The organism is Agrobacterium sp. A3-95 (assembly GCF_053521785.1).
Map to the genome: position 1 here is coordinate 32,548 of NZ_JBNWDR010000007.1, position 17,648 is coordinate 50,195.

Below are 17,648 nucleotides of genomic sequence, written 5' to 3' on the forward strand. Positions count from 1 at the left end.
GGGAGGTCTCCATCATCCTTTGCAGATGAAAGGTCTTTGCATGCCGGCCCGGATGGGCGTGAAAAATTCGGTCCGTTAGCCTTGGAGGGGTGGGGCCGTTGTTACAACGGAGGAGGAAGAAATGAAAAAGATTGCAAGCATGATGTGCATCGCGATGGGGATCGCGCTGTCAGGCGTTTCCGCCAAGGCGCAGGAAATCACCCTGCGCTCGGCCGATATTCATCCCGACGGTTATCCGACGGTTGAAGCCGTGAAATATATGGGCGAACTTCTGTCGGAACGCTCCAATGGCCGCATCAAGGTGCAGGTCATGAACAATTCTGTTCTCGGCGGTGAGAAGGATACCATCGAGCAGACCCGCTTCGGCGTCATCGACATGAACCGCGTCAACGCTGCGCCTTTCAACAATCTCGTCAAGGAAACCACCGTTCTCGGCCTGCCTTTCCTGTTCCGTTCGACGGAACACATGCACAATACCGTAGACGGCCCGATCGGCGATGAGGTTCTGGCAGCTTTCGAACCGCACGGCCTAATCGGTCTTGCCTTTTACGATTCCGGTGCGCGTTCCTTCTACACAACCAAGAAGCCCATCGAAAAACTGGCGGACCTGAAGGGCCTCAAAATCCGCGTGCAGCAATCGGATCTGTGGATATCGATGATGCAGGCGTTTGGCGCCAACCCTACGCCGATGCCGATGGGCGAGGTTTACTCCTCGCTTGAAACAGGCGTTGTCGATGGTGCGGAAAACAACTGGCCGTCCTACGAATCCGCCCGTCACTATGAAGTGGCGAAGAACTATTCGCTGACGGAACATTCCCTCAATCCGGAAATCCTCGTCATCTCCAAGATTTCCTATGACAAGCTGTCGCCGGAAGATCAGAAGCTGCTGCGTCAGGCAGCCAAGGATTCCGTTGGCAAGATGCGTGAATTGTGGAGTGCGCGCGAAAAGGCCTCGGAAGAAAAGGTACGCGCCGGTGGCGCCAACGTCATCAAGGTCAACAAGGAAGAGTTCGCCGCCGCGATGGGGCCGGTCTACGACAAGTTCGTCACCGATCCGAAAATGAAAGACCTTCTTGAGCGGGTAAAAGCCGTCAAGTGACATAGGGAAAACCGGCTCTGGCAACAGGGCCGGTTTTCTTTTGTCGTCATTGGTCTGAGGTTGGAGGAGGAAGGCAAATGCGAAACTTCATGCGGGCTATCCGCCCATTTCTCGGCGCGCTCAGCCGTGCGTCACTTTACATCGCCGGCGTCGGCATGGTCGCCATGACCCTTATCGTCGGCTGGCAGGTGTTTGCCCGTTATATCCTGAATGATTCACCAAGTTGGTCCGAGCCGCTGTCGCTTCACCTTATGTCATGGTTCATCATGCTGGGGGCGGCGGTGGGCGTGCGTGAAAGCGTGCATCTGGGGCTTGATATTCTGCGCTATATGATGCCGCCGCGCATACAGGCGGCGATGGACCTGACCAGTCTGGCACTGATCTTCTTTTTCGGGGTTGGCATGTGCTGGTACGGAACCGTCCTCTCTGCCGGAACATGGACGGCGACGATCCCTGTTCTTGGATGGCCGGGCGGCATGGATTTCTTCCCGCTGATCGGTGGCGGTTTTCTGATCGCGCTGTTTGCAGCCGAACGCTTTATCGATCTCGTCATCGGCGAGGAAATCGCGGCGGATGTGTTTGTGCAGGAGGCCGCGTAAATGGCTTACACAATCCTCTTCGGTGTCTTCACCCTTCTGATGCTGATCGGTACGCCGATTGCGTTCTGCCTCGGCATTGCCTCCTTCGCCACCGTTCTTTATCTCGGCCTGCCGCCCATCGTGGTCTTCCAGCAGATGAACTCCGGCATGAACGTGTTTGCGATGATGGCGATCCCGTTCTTCATCTTCGCGGGTGACCTCATGGTCCGCGGCGGTATAGCCCATCGTCTGATCCGTTTTGCGGCCGGTCTTGTCGGTCATCTGCGCGGCGGTCTGGGGCAGGTCAACATCGTCGCTTCGACATTGTTCGGCGGCATTTCCGGCTCGGCTGTCGCCGACGCCTCGGCCGTTGGTGGCCTGATGATCCCGCAAATGGCCAAGCGCGGTTATGACCGGGATTACGCCGTCAACGTCACGGTCAATGCCGCCATCATCGCGCTGATGATCCCGCCTTCGCACAATATGATACTTTATTCGATCGCGGCGGGTGGCAATGTTTCGGTGGCCGATCTCTTCACTGCCGGCATCATTCCAGGCCTGCTGCTTGCTGCGGCCCTGATGGTCACCGCCTATATCGTCGCGCGGCGCAAGGGTTATCCGTCCGAGCCGTTTCCCGGCTTTTCGAAGCTGATGTATTATCTTCTGGCGTCTTTTCCCGGCATTCTGTTGATCGGCATCATCTTCGGCGGCGTTCGTTCGGGTATCTTCACCGCGACGGAGAGCTCCTGCATTGCCGTTCTCTACGCTTTCCTTGTTGCCATGCTTGTCTATCGTGAGCTGGACTGGAGCGGTTTCGTGGAGGCGGTGATGGGGGCGGTTCGCACAACAGCGATGGTTCTGCTCGTCATCGGCACGGCTGCGTCGTTCGGCTGGTTGATGGCGTTTCTGCAGGTACAGACACTGATGATCGCGACAATCAGCGCGATTTCGGACAATCCGATTATCGTGCTTCTGGTCATCAACGTCATTCTGCTCTTGCTCGGCACTTTCATGGATATGGCACCGATGGTCATCATTTCCACGCCGGTGCTTTTGCCTGTCGTGAAGGCCTTCGGCATCGATCCCGTGCATTTCGGAGTCGTGATGATCCTGAACGCCGGTATCGGTCTCAATACGCCGCCGGTCGGAACGGTGCTCTTCGTGGGATGTGCGGTTGGTGGCATAACGATACGGGAAGCGATGCGAACGATCTGGCCGTTCTTCGGCGCCAGCATAGCCGTGCTGCTCGCCGTCACCTATATTCCGTCGCTTTCACTCTGGCTGCCGTCACTTTTCCGATAGTTCCAAAGCTGTATCGCAAGAAGGCCCCGCTATGCCGGGGCCTTTTGCATTTCGGTGGCAAGCAGCCTCTGCTGTTCGTGCTCGTCAAACGCCATCAGATTGCCGTGCCTGCTGCGGCGTATCCTGTTCATGTGGTCGCGGGGGCTCAACCCCAATGTGCGCTTGAACATCCGCGAAAAATAATAGGGATCTCCATAACCCACTTCTGCCGCCGTAGCCGCAACTGAAAGCCCGGCTTCAAGAAAATGCATGGCACGTTCCATGCGTTTGAATTCCTGATATTTCCTCGGCGTGCGCCCCACCCGTTTCTGGAACTCACGCAGGAAATAGTCGCGATTATAGGGGGCTGCGTCGGTCGCCCTTGCGGCGATTTCAGGGTCGAGCGGATTGGCGGAAATCATCGTGATCGCTTTCATGACAGCCAGATCCAGGGCTTCCGCACCTTCCGGCTGGAAACTCGGACGGTCGACCCATCCGAGAAATGCATCATCGATAAATGCGATCAGCAACACCATGAACAGGTGATGCTGGCCAAGCGTGACAGAGGAGGGTGGAGCGCTCTGCCGATAGTGGCGCACCAGCGGCTCCAGCAGCGGCCAGCGGCTCAGCGAAAGTTTCGGCTTGAGGTCCATCTGCGCGACAAGGTTGTGGCGACCGTAAATATCCAGTGTGAAATGCTGTGCCACTCCCCGATAGGTGACGGCCTGTTCATTCCAGCCGATAAAATGCTGCCCCCTGAAAATCAGCATGGCGTCGCCAGGCTCCAGCACCCGTGCTTCACCGTCGACGAGATAATGCCCGCGACCCTCCAGGCAGATGATGAGATCGTCCACCTGATTGGATTTGTCGATCTGCCAGGTGCGGGAGTGCTCCATCTTGATCGTGGCGCGCGTGAGATTAAGCGTGAGCGCCGCAGGCGGAACGGACGAGAGAATGCCACCTTCGATTTCGTCCATCTTTTTCCTCGTCTTTGTTAATTCACCTTGGCTCGGAAATTTGGTTTTGTCACCTCACAAACTGCTAATGCGCGCCGTATCAATGAGGGAGGAGATCGGCTGCGGCGAGAAATCGCGCAACCATGCGCCCGCCGTCAGCCGTTCCGGGAGAATCACTTGCACGAAATTGTATTCTGTTATCCGCGCCTTTCCGGGGTGGGGGAGGAGCGTCATGAAATCTAATCGCTTCCTCGGGCTGGGATATCTGACGCCCTACATCATCGGACTTCTGGTTTTCACGGCGATCCCTTTTCTGGGTTCCCTGTATCTCAGCTTCACCCGCTACGACCTGATGAGTGACCCCACATGGGCGGGGCTGGCCAATTACGAGCGGCTCTTCACCCGTGATCGCACGTTCATGAAATCCCTGAACGTCACCCTGTTTTATGTGTTTCTGACGGTGCCGTTGAAGCTTGCCTTCGCGCTGTTCATCGCAGCGATACTCAATTACAAGCTGCAATTCATCAATTTTTTCCGCACCGCCTTTTACGTTCCGTCCATCCTCGGCGGTTCGATCGCGATTGCGGTGCTGTGGCGCTACATCTTCGCCAGCGAAGGGCTCGCCAACATGGCGCTGGCGGCAATCGGCCTGTCGCCGGTGGACTGGTTTGGCGATCCCGCCAATGCGCTTTTTACAATTACGCTGCTGCGCTGCTGGCAGTTCGGTTCGGCCATGGTGATCTTTCTCGCCGCGCTGCAATCCATCGACAAGTCGCTTTATGAGGCAGCGGCAATCGACGGTGCAGGCAAGGTAAAGACGTTCTTTTTCATCACCCTGCCGCTTCTGACGCCGGTCATCTTTTTCAACCTGATCATGCAGATGGTGCAGGCATTCCAGGAGTTCAACGGGCCTTACATCATCACCCAGGGCGGGCCGTTGAAGTCTACCTATCTGCTGCCTCTCTATATTTACGATGAGGCTTTCAAGAAGTTCAACATGGGCTATGCCTCCGCCATCGCCTGGGTTCTTTTCACCATCATCACCGTGCTGACCCTCGTGGCCTTCTGGTCCTCGAAAAAGTGGGTCTATTACGCCGGCGACAAGCGGAATTGATGCCATGACCGATATCGCAACCTTAAACGACATGCAGGCCGCCCGCCGGGCAAGGCTCCGGCTGTTATCGACCTCTGTCCGGTACACGCTGCTGTTCGCGGTCGGCTTCATCATGCTCTATCCGCTGATCTGGCTGGTCGGCGCAAGCTTCAAGACCAATTCCGAGATTTTTTCCGGCGCAGGTTTCATTCCTGAGACTCCAACACTGGACGGTTACATCCGCGGCTGGGAGACCTCCACGCCCTACACCTTCGGCCGGTTTTTCTGGAATTCGTTCCTGATCATCCTGCCGAAGGTCATCGGAACGGCGATTTCCTGCACCATGGCGGCCTATGCCTTCGCGCGCTTCGATTTTCCGCTGAAGAAGATCCTGTTTGGCTCGGTCATCGCCATCCTGCTTTTACCCAATGTCGTAACCCGCATTCCGCAATATATCCTGTTCCGTGACCTCGGCTGGCTGGATAGTTTCCTGCCGCTATGGGTTCCCTCGGCACTAGCCGGTGATGCCTTCTTCGTCTTCATGCTTGTGCAGTTCCTGCGCTCGCTGCCCTCGGATATGGAGGAAGCCGCCCGTGTGGATGGCGCCAACAGTCTGCAGACGCTGGTCTACATCGTGGTGCCGATGCTGGCCCCGGCGCTGATCTCGGTCTGCCTTTTCCAGTTCATGTGGACGATGAACGACTTTCTGGGACCGCTGATCTACCTGTCCTCGGTCGATAAATATCCGGTGAGCCTGGCGCTCAAACTCTCCATCGACACCACCGAAGCCTTCGAATGGAACCGCATCCTGGCGATGTCGGTGCTGACGATCGCGCCTGCGCTCGTCGTGTTTTTCGCGGCGCAACGGTATTTCATTGAAGGGATCTCGTCTGGCGGGGTCAAGGGCTGAAAATGGCAAGCGTTCAACTTAAAAATCTCGAAAAAGTCTATGGCGGCAGCTTCAAGGCCGTGCACGGCATCAATCTCGAAATCGAGGACGGCGAGTTCATGGTCTTCGTCGGCCCGTCCGGCTGCGCCAAATCCACCACGCTGCGCATGGTGGCGGGGCTGGAGGAAATCACCGGCGGTGAAATCCTCATCGGAGATCAGCGCGTCAACGACCTGCCGCCCGGCAAGCGCTCCATTGCCATGGTGTTCCAGAACTATGCGCTCTATCCGCATATGAAGGTGCGCGGTAATCTTGCTTTCGGCCTCAAGATTGCCGGTGTTGCCAAGCCCGAGATCGAGAAGGCAATCGACAATGTCGCGCGCATTCTCGAAATCGAGCCCTTGCTGGATCGCCTGCCGAAACAGCTTTCCGGCGGGCAGGCGCAACGTGTTGCTTTGGGCCGCGCCCTCATCAAGAAACCGGGCGTGTTCCTGTTCGATGAGCCCCTTTCGAATCTCGATGCGAAGCTGCGCGCTTCCATGCGTGTGCGCATTACCGATCTGCATCGCCAGCTGAAGGCGGAGGGCCTGTCTTCGACCGTCGTCTACGTGACGCACGATCAGACGGAAGCCATGACCATGGGCGACCGAATCTGCGTCATGCAGGCCGGGCGCATCATGCAGGTCGCCACGCCGAAGGAACTCTACAACCGGCCCGCCAATCTGTTCGTCGCCGGTTTCATTGGCATGCCGGAAATGAACCTTGTGGACGTGGCGATCGACGGGGCGGAGTTCGTCATCGGCGGGCAACGTCTTCCGATAGGCGACCATCTGGAAAAGCGGCTTTCAGCCAGACCGGCGGACGCCGTCATCGGCATCCGTCCGCAGCATCTTTCGTTAGCCGGTGAGGCCGATGGGCCGGCGCTGCAGGCGAAACTGACCAACGCCGAATTCATGGGGCACGAGGTCTATCTGCATGCCGATCTGGGCGGACAGAAGCTCGTGAGCGTGGTGGGAGCAGCCGAATTCGAGGCGCTTGGGCGCGACGGCATTCTGCGACTGAAGCCGGACCCCGAGAAGCTGCATATTTTCGACAAGGCCGATGACCGCAATGTCTCGCTGTGAGGAGGGGACGAGCGTGCCTGATTTTTCGAGGAGGAGAAGAACAATGAAGATGACGACGATGACGAGAACAATGGCGATGCTGGCCGGTGCTGCCTATCTGGCCACGGTGGCTGCGCCTGCGGCGGGTGCCGCGGAACTGCGTATGTCGTGGTGGGGCGGCGAAAGCCGTCATGTCGCCACTCAGAAGGCGATTGCCGCCTGCGGTGAAAAATACGGCCACACGGTCAAAGGTGAGTTTACCGGCTTCGATGGATATCTGGAAAAACTGACCACGCAAATGGCAGGCAAGACGGAGGCTGATATCGTTCAGGTGAACTGGCCATGGCTGCCGCTGTTTTCTAAGAATGGTGAAGGTTTTGCTGATCTGCGTCAGCTGAAACCTCTCGATCTTTCGCAATGGGCCGAGACGGATCTGGAAGCGGGTTCTATGAACGGGGTGCTTCAGGGCCTTTCAGTCTCCACCACCGGCCGCGTGTTTTTTTTCAACGCCACCACCTTCGAGAAGGCTGGTGTTGAAATCCCCAAGACATGGGATGAATTCTTCACGGCAACAAAAACCATCAAGGAAAAGCTCGGCAAGGATCACTACACCTTCAATGCCGTAAAGGAGACTGCCCAGCTTCTCGTGACACTCGCCGTGGTGCAGAAAACCGGCAAGGATCTGGTCGACCCCAAGACCAACCGTGTCGCCTGGACGTCGGAGGAACTGGCGGAAGGTATCTCGTTCGTCGGCAAGCTGGTAGAAACCGGCTCCATTCGCTCCCAGAAAGAGGAAGCGGCCGATGGCAACGTCAATCTTTATGAAAAGCCGTCCTGGTCCGAAGGCCGTATCGCTGGTTCCTATGAATGGGATTCCACCTATTCGAAATATGCCGATCCCCTGAAGGATGGGCAGGTGCTGAAACCCGTGCCGATGCTGAAGCTCGCCGATGCCGTAACGGAAGGCGTTTATCGCAAGCCTTCCATGGTCTTTTCTATCTCGAAAAACTCGAAGAACCCTGAAGCGGCAGCGCAAATCCTGAACTGCCTGCTGAACGAGCCTGAGGGCATCGATGCGCTTGGCACGTCTCGCGGCCTGCCTGCTTCCAAGGCTGCGGCGCAGCGTCTGGGCGACAAGGGTGAGCCGGAAGTGCGCGCCGCCAACGCCATCGTCATGGCGGCATCGGGACCGGTAGTTTCGCCCTTCAACGAACATCCGGAAATCCGCTCCGGCTTCATCGATACGCTGGAGGAATATGCCTATGGCCAGCTGACGGCGGAAGAGGCGGCTGAGCAGATCATCGATACCACCAACGACGTTCTGGCCAAATTCGATTGACGACAATGGCCCGCCGCCCCTGCGGCGGCGGGCTCTTTATCCGGTTGCCGGGTGACATGGGCATTCCCGCCGATTGTTTTCGCGGGACATGCACGAACAACGAGAAACGAGCATGAACGAACCCTCTATCATCGCGCTTTCGGCGCGAACGGCGGCGCTTTGCCTCGCCGTACCCGGTGCGCGATATCACCTGCCGCAGACGGCATGGCGGCTGACTTCGCAAGATGGTGATCTACGAACCGGAAAAACCGCCACCGTGGTGACGCTGCTGCATGATCTGCGTCCGGATACGCGGTATGTGTTCGAAGCGGATGGGTTCGCAAGCCTGGAGTTCAGGACAGCGCCCTGCGCGGGGCTTGTCGAGGCGATGGCATTTTCGCTGACGCCGGATATTGCGCTTGACGACGAAGCCGGCGCACGCGCCAATGCTCGCGCTCTGGAAGAGGCAGTTGCCGCCGTGCCTGCGGGCGGCACATTGCGAATTGCTGCCGGCCTCTGGACAGCGTTTCCCGTGCGGTTGAAAAGCGACATGACGTTTCATCTTGCGGAAGGGGCCGTGCTGCGCGCACCCTCCACCCGCAAGGGTTGGCCGATCCTGCCTGCCCGCGATGAGACGGGCCGCATGCTCGGCAGTTGGGAAGGGCTACCGGATGCATGTTTCGCTGCGCCGGTCCATGCCATCGGCGCAGACAATCTCGTGATCGAAGGCACAGGCGTCCTCGATGGTTCCGGCGACAGAGGCGACTGGTGGAGTTGGCCGAAAGAAACCCGTGACGGCGCGCGCCGACCGCGCGGCCTGCATCTCGTCTCCTGCCGCAATGTCCGGCTTTTCGGTTTCACCATTCGCAATGCACCGTCCTGGACGGTCCATCCACAGGGGTGCGAGGCCCTGACAGCGGCGGGTCTCACAATCAGCGCTCCGCATAACAGCCCCAATACCGATGGTTTCAACCCGGAAAGCTGCCACAACGTGACGATATCAGGCGTACGCTTTTCAGTCGGCGACGATTGCATTGCTGTGAAGGCAGGCAAACGCGGGCCGAACGGCGAGGACGACCATCTGGCGGAAACACGCGGCGTCAGCGTGCGCCATTGCCTGATGGAGCGCGGCCATGGCGGGCTGGTGATCGGCTCGGAAATGTCGGGTGGCGTGCATGACGTAACGGTAGAGGACTGCGACATGGTTGGCACGGATCGCGGCCTGCGTCTCAAGACGCGGCGGGGCCGTGGAGGTTCAGTCAGCAATATCACCATGCGCCGGGTGTTGCTGGATGGCGTGCATACCGCGCTTTCCGCCAATGCCCATTACCATTGCGATGCCGATGGGCATGACGGCTGGGTGCAGTCGCGAGACCCTGCACCTGTCGACGACGGGACCCCGTTTATCGACGGAATTACTGTCGAAGATGTGGAAATCCGCCATCTGGCACATGCCGCCGGCGTCTTTCTCGGTTTAGCGGAGGCCCCAATCCGCAATATCGCCATTCGCAATCTCACAATCGTCTCGCGTGATCCTGTAGCCGTGGCCACACCGCCGATCATGGCCGATGGGGTGCGCCCCATGCTGCATGAGGGGATCGTTTTCGAACAGGCTGAAATCATTTGCGACGATCCTGCGCTGCTGAGCGCCTCTGCCGTTTCCCACTCACAGATTTCAATCGAGAAAACCCATGAAAGCCACTGATTATTTTGATCAATTCTCCAGCCGCTATAGGCACTACAAGGGCGGAAGCTGGTGTTATGAGGATGGCTGTGTCTATCGGGGTTTGCAGCACCTGTTCGAAGCGACCGGCGACCGGCGCTGGAACGAACATCTGCATCGTCTGGCTGACACCCAGATAGCGGCAGACGGAGTGCTCGCCGGTTACGATCCGCAGGAATACAATATCGATCACATCCTCGCCGGTCGCATTCTGTTTCCTCTGGCAGCGGAAACGGGCGATCCACGTTATCTCGCTGCGGCGGAACATCTTGCGGGCCAACTCCGCAGCCATCCGCGTACGGGCGCCGGTAATTATTGGCACAAGAAGCGTTATCCGCATCAGGTCTGGCTGGATGGCCTTTATATGGGACTTCCTTTCCAGATCGAATATGCGCAGGCGACTAGTGACGCCGAACTTATCGACGATGCGCTACAGCAATTCTCAACCGCACTCACGCTGACGGCGGATGCCGGTGGGCTCTATGTCCATGGTTATGACGAAAGCCGCAACCAGCGCTGGGCCGATCCCGTGAGCGGCCAATCCCCGGCGGTATGGGCCCGCGCCGTCGGCTGGCTCGCCATGGCGCTGGTCGATGCGTTGGTGATGGTGCCGGCTGATGGCGCAACGATCGGACTTCGGGAACGCGCGGGCCTGCTTCTGGCCGGTATTGTTGCCCGGCAGACTAAAACCGGTCTCTGGATGCAGGTTCTGGACAAACCGGATCTTGCCGGAAACTACGAGGAAACCTCCGCTTCGGCGATGTTCGCCTATGCCTTACTGCGGGCTGCGCGGTTGGGGCTTTTGCAGGGAGAGGAAGCAAATGCGGCTCTTTCGGCGGGCCGGTCCGCGCTTGAGGCCCTGCTTGAGAGACAGCTCAAGGTGGACGAAAAGGGTATCGTCCGTCTCACCGGCATCGTGCATGTCGCGGGCCTCGGCGGTTTCGAGGGCAATTATCGCGATGGGTCTCCGGATTATTACCTGACCGAGCCGGTTGTATCCGATGACGCCAAAGGCGTCGGGCCGCTGATGATGGCCTATGCCGAAAGCCTGCTTTTGGCATGACGGCGCGGTCATCTTAACGGGCACAGGGTGTTTTGTGGGATGAGATCATGCCACTTTTGCCAAGATCACCGTCTGGATCAGGCCCTGTTTTTTGTGGTTCGCGATTGTGATCGTGCCACCGAAGCGCTCGATGATTTCTCTGGCGATGGCTAGACCCAACCCCACACCAGGGATCGACTTTCGCCGCCCGAGATCGACCCGAAAGAAGGGCTCGAAAACCCGGCCGATCAGTTCCTGCGGAATGCCAGGGCCTTCATCGCGGATTGTAACGACGACCTCGCTCTCGTCCTCGGTTAGATCGATCCGTGCCGTTTTGCCATGGGTGACGGCGTTGAGGATGAGGTTGCGCAAGGCTCTTTTGAGCGCAAGTGGAGCGGCCTTGATGATCATGGCGGCTTCCGGTTTCATAAAGTCGAGCGCATCAGCGTAACCGAGATCAGAAAGTTCGCTAACGATTTCGCCGAGAAGCCTGCCGATATCGATCATCTTGACGGTATCCTGGCTCACTTCCTCGCGCACAAGCAGAATGGCGCTATCCGCGATGGCGTTCAGTTCCTCGAGGTCCGCCAGCCATTTGCCCCGCTCTTCGTCGTTTTCGATGAATTCTGCCCGCAGACGCATGCGGGTCATTGGGGTTCTCAAGTCATGGCCAGCGGCTGCGACGAGGCGCATTCGGCTTTCCATTGCCGCCTTCAGGCGGCGGGCGAGTTCGTTCAAGGCCCGCGCCGTGGCGCGGATTTCACCCGGACCTGTTTCCGACAAATGGGGTAGCGAACCATCGGGTCCGATGCTTGCAGCGGCGTTTTCCAGCATGTCGAGGGGGCGGGTGATCTTTCTGGCGGCGAAGATGGAAACAGCAGCACTGCCAAGAATGATCAGCCCGATCCACATGCCGAAAATCTTCCAGCCGCCCGGGGGAGGACCCATATGCGGAATTTCCGCGACCAGCCATCCGCTTTTTTCCAGCGCTATAGCCGCCACCGGGGCATTACTTCCAGGCGCGCGGATCACAATTGCGGTGCGCGGCTCGCCAACCTGTGCAAGGGCCTTTTCTAGAAACTCCGAAAGCATTCCGTCAAGATCACCTTCAGGCGGCTTCTGTACAATGCGGAAATAGCCGGGTTGTTGCAGCGAGGGGTCGCGTTCGGCCATGGTCACGGCAAAGGCAAGGCTGCGGGCAACGGGCTCGATGGTTGCATCTGGCGGCGGCGGCTGCAATGTCTGATCTGCCACCACAGTTGCAAGCGCGATGACCGCGATGATGGAGACGATCAACAGTGCGGCGATACGGTTTCTGAGCGAGCTCATCGATGCACCGGCAGGGTTCTGACCTGAACCGTCATCTGGTAACCGCCATTGCGAACGGTTTTGAAGATCGGAGCCCGGGCATCGGTTTCGAGCTTCTTGCGCAACCGGCTCATCAACACGTCGACGGAGCGGTCGAACGGTCCGCGGTCCTTGCCCTGCGTAAGATCGAGCAGCTGATCGCGGGAAAGAAGCCGGCCGGGCCTGTCGAGGAAGACTTTCAGCAGATCGAACTCCGCCCCCGTCAGCTCGATCCTCTCACCGCTGGCGTGGATGACGGAGCGCTGTTCCGGATCGGCGGTGAAGTCCGAAAAACCATAAGCGGTGGATGAGCCGCGAGGTACTTCCTGAGGTACTGCGCGGCGCAGCACGGCCTTGATCCGCGCCGTCAGTTCTCGCGGATTGAAGGGTTTGCCAAGATAGTCGTCGGCGCCAATTTCCAGCCCAACGATCCGGTCGACATCCTCCTTGAGCGCTGTCAGGAGAATGACGGGCGTGCGCGGCCGGCGGCCTTGGAGATCGCGGCAGATATCGAGGCCGGAACCATCCGGCAGCATCACGTCGAGCACGATGAGATCGGGATCGGAGCAGGCGAACTGTTCTTCGAACTCACGCCTGTCGGCTGCCATAGAAACGCGAAACCCCTGCGAGCCGAGATATTTCGCGAGCAATGTACGTATCTCCGGATCATCATCCACGATCAAAATATGTGTCGCCGAAACTGTCGCCATATCATCCAACCTTTTGATGCCACTATACATAAGCGGAGCAAAGAAACGGCGGATTTTTGCAACGAAAGCTTGCTGCGGCCGCTCTGGCAACATTCGGTTACAAATAGGCCGCGCGTGGAACAAGACCCGCAACATTGGGACCAAAGCCGGAAACGCTTAGCTCCTATCGTCTTCTCAGGTTGGAAAACGAAAAGGAAGGTAAGATGAGAAACGCTCTAATCGCCACCGCCGTCGTCGTGACAACTGTTCTTGGCGCTTCGGCCACCTCCCGGGCTGCGGAGCAGGGTGAACCAGTGCCGCAGGCATCGGAACAGGCCATGCCGCCGCTGGCCAGTCCTGACTTCGGTTCGAATAGTGGTCCGGAGCAAAGGCTGCCGCATGGCCGCAAGATGGCCGGGCCTGAGATGCTACGCCCGGATATGATGGGGCCGGATATATTGGGCCCGGATATATTGGGGTTGGCGACGAAACTTTCGGCAGCGGAAATCTATCTCGGCGTCACACCTGAACAGCTTGGTCCGTGGCGCGCCTATACCACTGCGCTGATCGATCTTGTTTTGCCCACTTCGGAACTCAAGCCATTGCCGCCGAAGGGACCGGGTGCGACGGGGCTAGAGCCTCGTCTTGCCGGTGAGGAACTGGCCGGCATCACAATGAAAAAGGCAGAACAGGCTAAAGCACTTCAGGACGCAGCGGCTACGCTGAAACCGAAACTTTCGCCGCAGCAGGTGCAGAAGCTTGCTGAACTCGAACGCGCATTGATGCCGCCTCCGCCTCCCGTCCCGCATGATGGCCGTGCACGAGACCGTCGCATCGAGCCTCCGCATGGCGACAGGATGCCGCCGCTGCCTCAGGCAGAGCGGGGCTGACGCCACTCTTCAAAGTTTCCTCCTTTAATAGCCCCCCAGCAAAGGAGGAAATCAGCCGGAAACGGCTGAAGCCGGGGGATCGCTCGCCTGCGATCCCCCGCGTGATTTTCAAGCGAGAAGATGATGATGAGATATTTCTACCTGATGCTGGCGACGGTTTTTGGTTTGAGCTTCGTCTGGTCGGTCGCTGCGGCCGGTGACAGGCCGATGCGAGATCCGGCGGCGAAATCCCGGCAGGAAGAACAGTGGCACCAACCCGTCTGTGCCAAGGAACGGCGCGAAAATGCACACGGCAAGCGTCGTCACGACACCTGCCGCAAGGCATCCGCCAGAAAGTCTGTTGCCGCCTATGAATGGATCGAAGCAGACAACGGCTTCATCCTAGTGAAACACGACATGAGGTCGGTTTCTTCTTTTGAGTAGACCGGCCGGACAGGACAGGACGATGAAAATGGTTCGCAAAGCAGGTGTGGCGCTGACGGTTGTCGCGCTCGTCCTGGGTGGCTACTGGTTTTCGTCACAATATACGCGGGCCGCAACGCCCGGTTATATCACCTCGTCTGTGAAGCGCGGTGATATCGAGCAGACTGTTCTGGCGACTGGAACGCTCAAACCCGTTCGTCTGGTGGCCGTCGGCGCGCAGGCCTCCGGTCGCATCACCGCCGTCAAGGTCGCACTTGGAGATACGGTCAAGGCGGGCGATCTCATTGCCGAGATCGATTCCGTTACCCAGAATAACAGCCTGCGCACGGCGCTGGCAGCGCTTGCAAACGTGAAGGCGCAGCGGGTGGAAAAGCAGGCGACACTTGTTCTCAACCGCCAGAGCCTTGTCCGCCAACAGGAAATGGTGTCGAAAAATGCCGCCTCCCGTGCGGATTTCGAAAGCGCCACTGCAGCGCTCGCAGTCACCCAGGCGCAGATCGAAGCGATCGACGCCCAGATCGAGGAGGCACAGGTCGCTGTCGAAACGGCAAAGGCCAATCTCGGCTATACGAGGATCACCGCGCCCATCGAAGGCACTGTTCTGTCTATCGTCAGTCAGGAAGGGCAGACCGTCAACGCCACGCAGTCCGCGCCGACAATCGTGATCCTAGGCCAGCTCGACCGGATGACGGTGCGCACGGAAATCTCCGAAGCAGATGTGACGCGCGTAAAAGCCAGTTTGCCAGTTTACTTCACGGTGCTGGGTGAGCCGCAGCAGCGTTACGACGCGACGCTTACGTCCATTGAACCGGCGCCTGAATCAGTGCGCAGCGACTCCAGCTTCAGCTCCTCGACGTCTTCCTCGACCACATCGTCCTCTTCCAGCACCTCGTCGTCGGAGGCGATCTATTATAATGGCGTGTTCGAAGTGCCGAACCCGGACGGCAAGTTGCGCACCTATATGACGGCGGAGGTCCATATCGTCCTTGGTGAAGCGAAGGACGTGCTAACCGTTCCGGCGGCGGCCCTTGGTAGCAAGGGCGCCAACGATGACTATGCCGTGCGTGTGCTAGACACCGATGGCAGAATTTCCGAACGCAGGGTCCAGATCGGTCTGAACGACAAGGTAACGGCGGAAGTACGTTCCGGCCTTGCCGAGAACGAGCGCGTGGTGACCGGCGAACTTTCCATCGACACCACCAAAAACGCCGTGCCGGGGCCTGGTGGCCCGCCGATGGGTTTTTGAACAATGGCTGATCCTCTGATTTGCCTTAAATCCGTGCGGCGGGATTATCCGTCCGGTGAAGGTACGATTACCGTACTCAAGAATATCGACCTCATCATCGAGGCCGGCGAGATGGTGGCGATCGTTGGCGCTTCCGGATCGGGCAAGTCGACGCTGATGAATATTCTCGGTTGCCTCGACCGGCCGACCTCAGGGAGCTACATCATCAGGGGCCGGGAGACGGGCGATCTCGATGCAGACCAGCTTTCGGAATTGCGGCGAGAAAACCTCGGTTTTATTTTCCAGCGTTACCATCTGCTTGTCGAACTGACAGCGCTCGGCAATGTCGAAATTCCGGCGATCTACGCCGGAAAGTCACAAAGCGATCGCAGGAGCGATGCCGCCAGGTTGCTCGGTCGCCTTGGCATGGCGGACCGCCTCGATCATCGTCCGGGCCAGCTTTCCGGCGGCCAGCAGCAACGCGTTTCCATCGCGCGCGCCCTTATGAACGATGCCGAAATCATTCTTGCCGACGAGCCGACCGGTGCGCTCGACAGCGCGAGCGGCGACGAGGTGTTGCGCATCCTCGACGAGCTGCATGCCGAAGGGCGCACTGTCATTATCGTCACGCACGATATGTCAATTGCACGACGTGCCGAACGGATCATCGAAATCAGCGACGGCGCCATCATTTCCGACCGCGGGGCGGATGCCGCGCCGGTTCGGAAGGGTGACGCCAAACCCTCTATGGTTTCCGGCGGGGCCTCCAGTCTCGCTGGTCTCGCATCCTCGCTGCGGGAGGCATTGCGCATGGCGCTCCTGTCGATGCAGGCGCGCAAGCTGCGCAGCTTTCTCACCATGCTCGGTATCATCATCGGCATCGCCTCGGTCATCAGCGTCGTGGCGCTGGGGCAGGGGTCACAGCAGCGCGTGCTGCAGAATATCTCAAGCCTCGGCACCAACACGCTGGAAATCTTCGCGGGCAAGGATTTTGGCGACATAAGGTCGGGCAAGATCACCACGCTGGTCGTCTCCGACGCCGAGGCACTTGCCAAACAATCCTATGTCGCGGCTGTGACGCCCACGGTCTCGACCTCCAGTACGGTGCGTTTCGGCGCGAAGGAGGCGAATGCGCTTGTGAATGGTGTCAGCGAGCGGTATTTCGTCGCCAAGGGCACGAAGCTGTCACAAGGGCGCTTTTTCGATGCCGCAAGCGTCGCGCAGAAAGCCCAGGAGGTGGTGATTGATGAGAACACCCGCAAATCGTTGTTTGCGGATTTCGACGGCAGCCCCATCGGTCAGGTCATTCTCATCGGCAAGGTGCCGGCCCGCATCGTCGGCATCACGCAGGCGCAGCAGGGCGGTTTCGGTTCAAGCCAGAACCTTTCACTTTATCTGCCTTATACTGCCGTCCAGTCACGCTTTCTCGGCAGCCTGTCGCTGCGCAGCATCACGGTGCAGGTGAGTGACGATATTGACGCCGCAATTGCCGAACAGGCGGTGACGGTTCTTCTCACCCAGCGGCATGGAACGCGGGATTTCTACATTCTCAACACTGACGATATTCGCCAGACCATCACCAGTACAACACAGACCATGACGCTGCTGGTTGCGGCGATCGCGGTGATTTCGCTTCTGGTCGGCGGCATCGGGGTGATGAACATCATGCTCGTTTCCGTTTCCGAACGTGTATCGGAAATCGGCGTGCGCATGGCAGTCGGCGCACGGCGCAGTGATATACTGCGCCAGTTCCTGATCGAGGCAGTGCTCGTCTGCATCATCGGCGGAACGCTGGGAATTTTGGGCAGCTTCGGCTTCGGGGCGCTTTTCTCCGCCTTCAGCAGCAATTTCGCCATGGTCTATTCCACGGTGTCGATCATTGCTGCCTTCGTCTGCTCGACACTGATAGGCGTCGTTTTCGGCTATCTGCCGGCCCGCAACGCATCGAACCTCGATCCTGTTGCGGCCCTGTCGGCGGGTTGATATCCGCCG

17 protein-coding genes are annotated in these 17,648 nt (G+C 58.7%); 13 read left to right on the top strand and 4 right to left on the bottom strand.

Translation table 11 applies throughout. From position 1 onward, the window contains the following. Positions 1-121 precede the first annotated feature (121 nt). From ACQZ5Y_RS18225 to ACQZ5Y_RS18235, 3 genes are all read left to right on the top strand, one after another. Complete coding sequence (locus ACQZ5Y_RS18225; protein ID WP_003517915.1) at positions 122-1,099, top strand: TRAP transporter substrate-binding protein; 978 nt, start codon at positions 122-124, stop codon at positions 1,097-1,099. A 77-nt stretch (positions 1,100-1,176) separates the two neighbouring features. Continuing rightward, positions 1,177-1,698, top strand: coding sequence for a TRAP transporter small permease (locus ACQZ5Y_RS18230; protein ID WP_013761414.1), 522 nt, complete (start codon positions 1,177-1,179; stop codon positions 1,696-1,698). Next, positions 1,699-2,979, top strand: a complete 1,281-nt coding sequence (locus tag ACQZ5Y_RS18235; RefSeq protein WP_003517912.1) for a TRAP transporter large permease — start codon at positions 1,699-1,701, stop codon at positions 2,977-2,979. A gap of 29 nt (positions 2,980-3,008) precedes the next feature. Here the strand turns inward: ACQZ5Y_RS18235 and ACQZ5Y_RS18240 are convergent, their stop codons facing one another. Both ACQZ5Y_RS18240 and ACQZ5Y_RS18245 read right to left on the bottom strand, forming a co-directional pair. Beyond that, complete coding sequence (locus ACQZ5Y_RS18240) at positions 3,009-3,935, bottom strand: helix-turn-helix domain-containing protein (protein ID WP_111828460.1); 927 nt, start codon at positions 3,933-3,935, stop codon at positions 3,009-3,011. A gap of 54 nt (positions 3,936-3,989) precedes the next feature. Then, positions 3,990-4,148 (bottom strand): hypothetical protein, encoded by a 159-nt coding sequence (locus tag ACQZ5Y_RS18245; RefSeq protein WP_448782020.1) that lies wholly within the window; start codon positions 4,146-4,148, stop codon positions 3,990-3,992. Between ACQZ5Y_RS18245 and ACQZ5Y_RS18250 the strand changes: the two genes are divergently transcribed. The 6 genes from ACQZ5Y_RS18250 (at position 4,147) to ACQZ5Y_RS18275 (ending at position 11,103) form a co-directional block, all read left to right on the top strand. Then, complete coding sequence (locus ACQZ5Y_RS18250) at positions 4,147-5,028, top strand: carbohydrate ABC transporter permease (RefSeq protein ID WP_003517909.1); 882 nt, start codon at positions 4,147-4,149, stop codon at positions 5,026-5,028. The two genes, ACQZ5Y_RS18245 and ACQZ5Y_RS18250, sit on opposite strands and share 2 nt — an antisense overlap. Positions 5,029-5,032: 4 nt before the next feature. Further along, positions 5,033-5,917 carry a carbohydrate ABC transporter permease gene (locus ACQZ5Y_RS18255; protein ID WP_019566471.1) on the top strand — a complete coding sequence of 295 codons (885 nt, stop codon included), beginning with the start codon at positions 5,033-5,035 and terminating at the stop codon, positions 5,915-5,917. A 2-nt stretch (positions 5,918-5,919) separates the two neighbouring features. Continuing rightward, positions 5,920-7,020 carry an ABC transporter ATP-binding protein gene (locus tag ACQZ5Y_RS18260; RefSeq protein WP_174059975.1) on the top strand — a complete coding sequence of 367 codons (1,101 nt, stop codon included), beginning with the start codon at positions 5,920-5,922 and terminating at the stop codon, positions 7,018-7,020. A gap of 49 nt (positions 7,021-7,069) precedes the next feature. Then, a complete protein-coding gene (locus ACQZ5Y_RS18265; protein ID WP_174059989.1) occupies positions 7,070-8,338 on the top strand; it encodes an ABC transporter substrate-binding protein in 1,269 nt (422 codons plus the stop codon). A gap of 112 nt (positions 8,339-8,450) precedes the next feature. After that, on the top strand, positions 8,451-10,022 hold the full coding sequence (gene pglA, locus ACQZ5Y_RS18270; protein ID WP_174059974.1) for a polygalacturonase PglA: 1,572 nt from the start codon (positions 8,451-8,453) through the stop codon (positions 10,020-10,022). Further along, on the top strand, positions 10,009-11,103 hold the full coding sequence (locus tag ACQZ5Y_RS18275; protein WP_174059973.1) for a glycoside hydrolase family 88/105 protein: 1,095 nt from the start codon (positions 10,009-10,011) through the stop codon (positions 11,101-11,103). Before pglA ends, ACQZ5Y_RS18275 begins: the two co-directional genes overlap by 14 nt. Before the next feature lie 45 nt (positions 11,104-11,148). Here the strand turns inward: ACQZ5Y_RS18275 and ACQZ5Y_RS18280 are convergent, their stop codons facing one another. Both ACQZ5Y_RS18280 and ACQZ5Y_RS18285 read right to left on the bottom strand, forming a co-directional pair. Continuing rightward, the gene (locus tag ACQZ5Y_RS18280) at positions 11,149-12,411 is read right to left on the bottom strand and encodes an ATP-binding protein (RefSeq protein ID WP_174059972.1); all 1,263 of its coding nucleotides are present in this window, start codon (positions 12,409-12,411) and stop codon (positions 11,149-11,151) included. Further along, positions 12,408-13,139 (bottom strand): response regulator, encoded by a 732-nt coding sequence (locus ACQZ5Y_RS18285; protein ID WP_211380941.1) that lies wholly within the window; start codon positions 13,137-13,139, stop codon positions 12,408-12,410. Before ACQZ5Y_RS18285 ends, ACQZ5Y_RS18280 begins: the two co-directional genes overlap by 4 nt. Before the next feature lie 203 nt (positions 13,140-13,342). Here ACQZ5Y_RS18285 and ACQZ5Y_RS18290 point away from each other — a divergent pair, with 203 nt between their 5' ends. The 4 genes from ACQZ5Y_RS18290 to ACQZ5Y_RS18305 all read left to right on the top strand — a co-directional run bounded on the left by ACQZ5Y_RS18290 (position 13,343) and on the right by ACQZ5Y_RS18305 (position 17,639). Beyond that, positions 13,343-14,008 (top strand): hypothetical protein, encoded by a 666-nt coding sequence (locus ACQZ5Y_RS18290; protein WP_038495766.1) that lies wholly within the window; start codon positions 13,343-13,345, stop codon positions 14,006-14,008. Between the two features lie 126 nt (positions 14,009-14,134). Continuing rightward, positions 14,135-14,431 (top strand): hypothetical protein, encoded by a 297-nt coding sequence (locus tag ACQZ5Y_RS18295; RefSeq protein WP_038495763.1) that lies wholly within the window; start codon positions 14,135-14,137, stop codon positions 14,429-14,431. 22 nt (positions 14,432-14,453) lie between these two features. Continuing rightward, positions 14,454-15,677, top strand: a complete 1,224-nt coding sequence (locus ACQZ5Y_RS18300; RefSeq protein WP_019566463.1) for an efflux RND transporter periplasmic adaptor subunit — start codon at positions 14,454-14,456, stop codon at positions 15,675-15,677. A 3-nt stretch (positions 15,678-15,680) separates the two neighbouring features. Next, entirely contained in the window at positions 15,681-17,639 is a 1,959-nt protein-coding gene (locus ACQZ5Y_RS18305; RefSeq protein ID WP_174059970.1) for a MacB family efflux pump subunit, read from the top strand. The last annotated feature ends 9 nt before the right edge of the window (positions 17,640-17,648 follow it).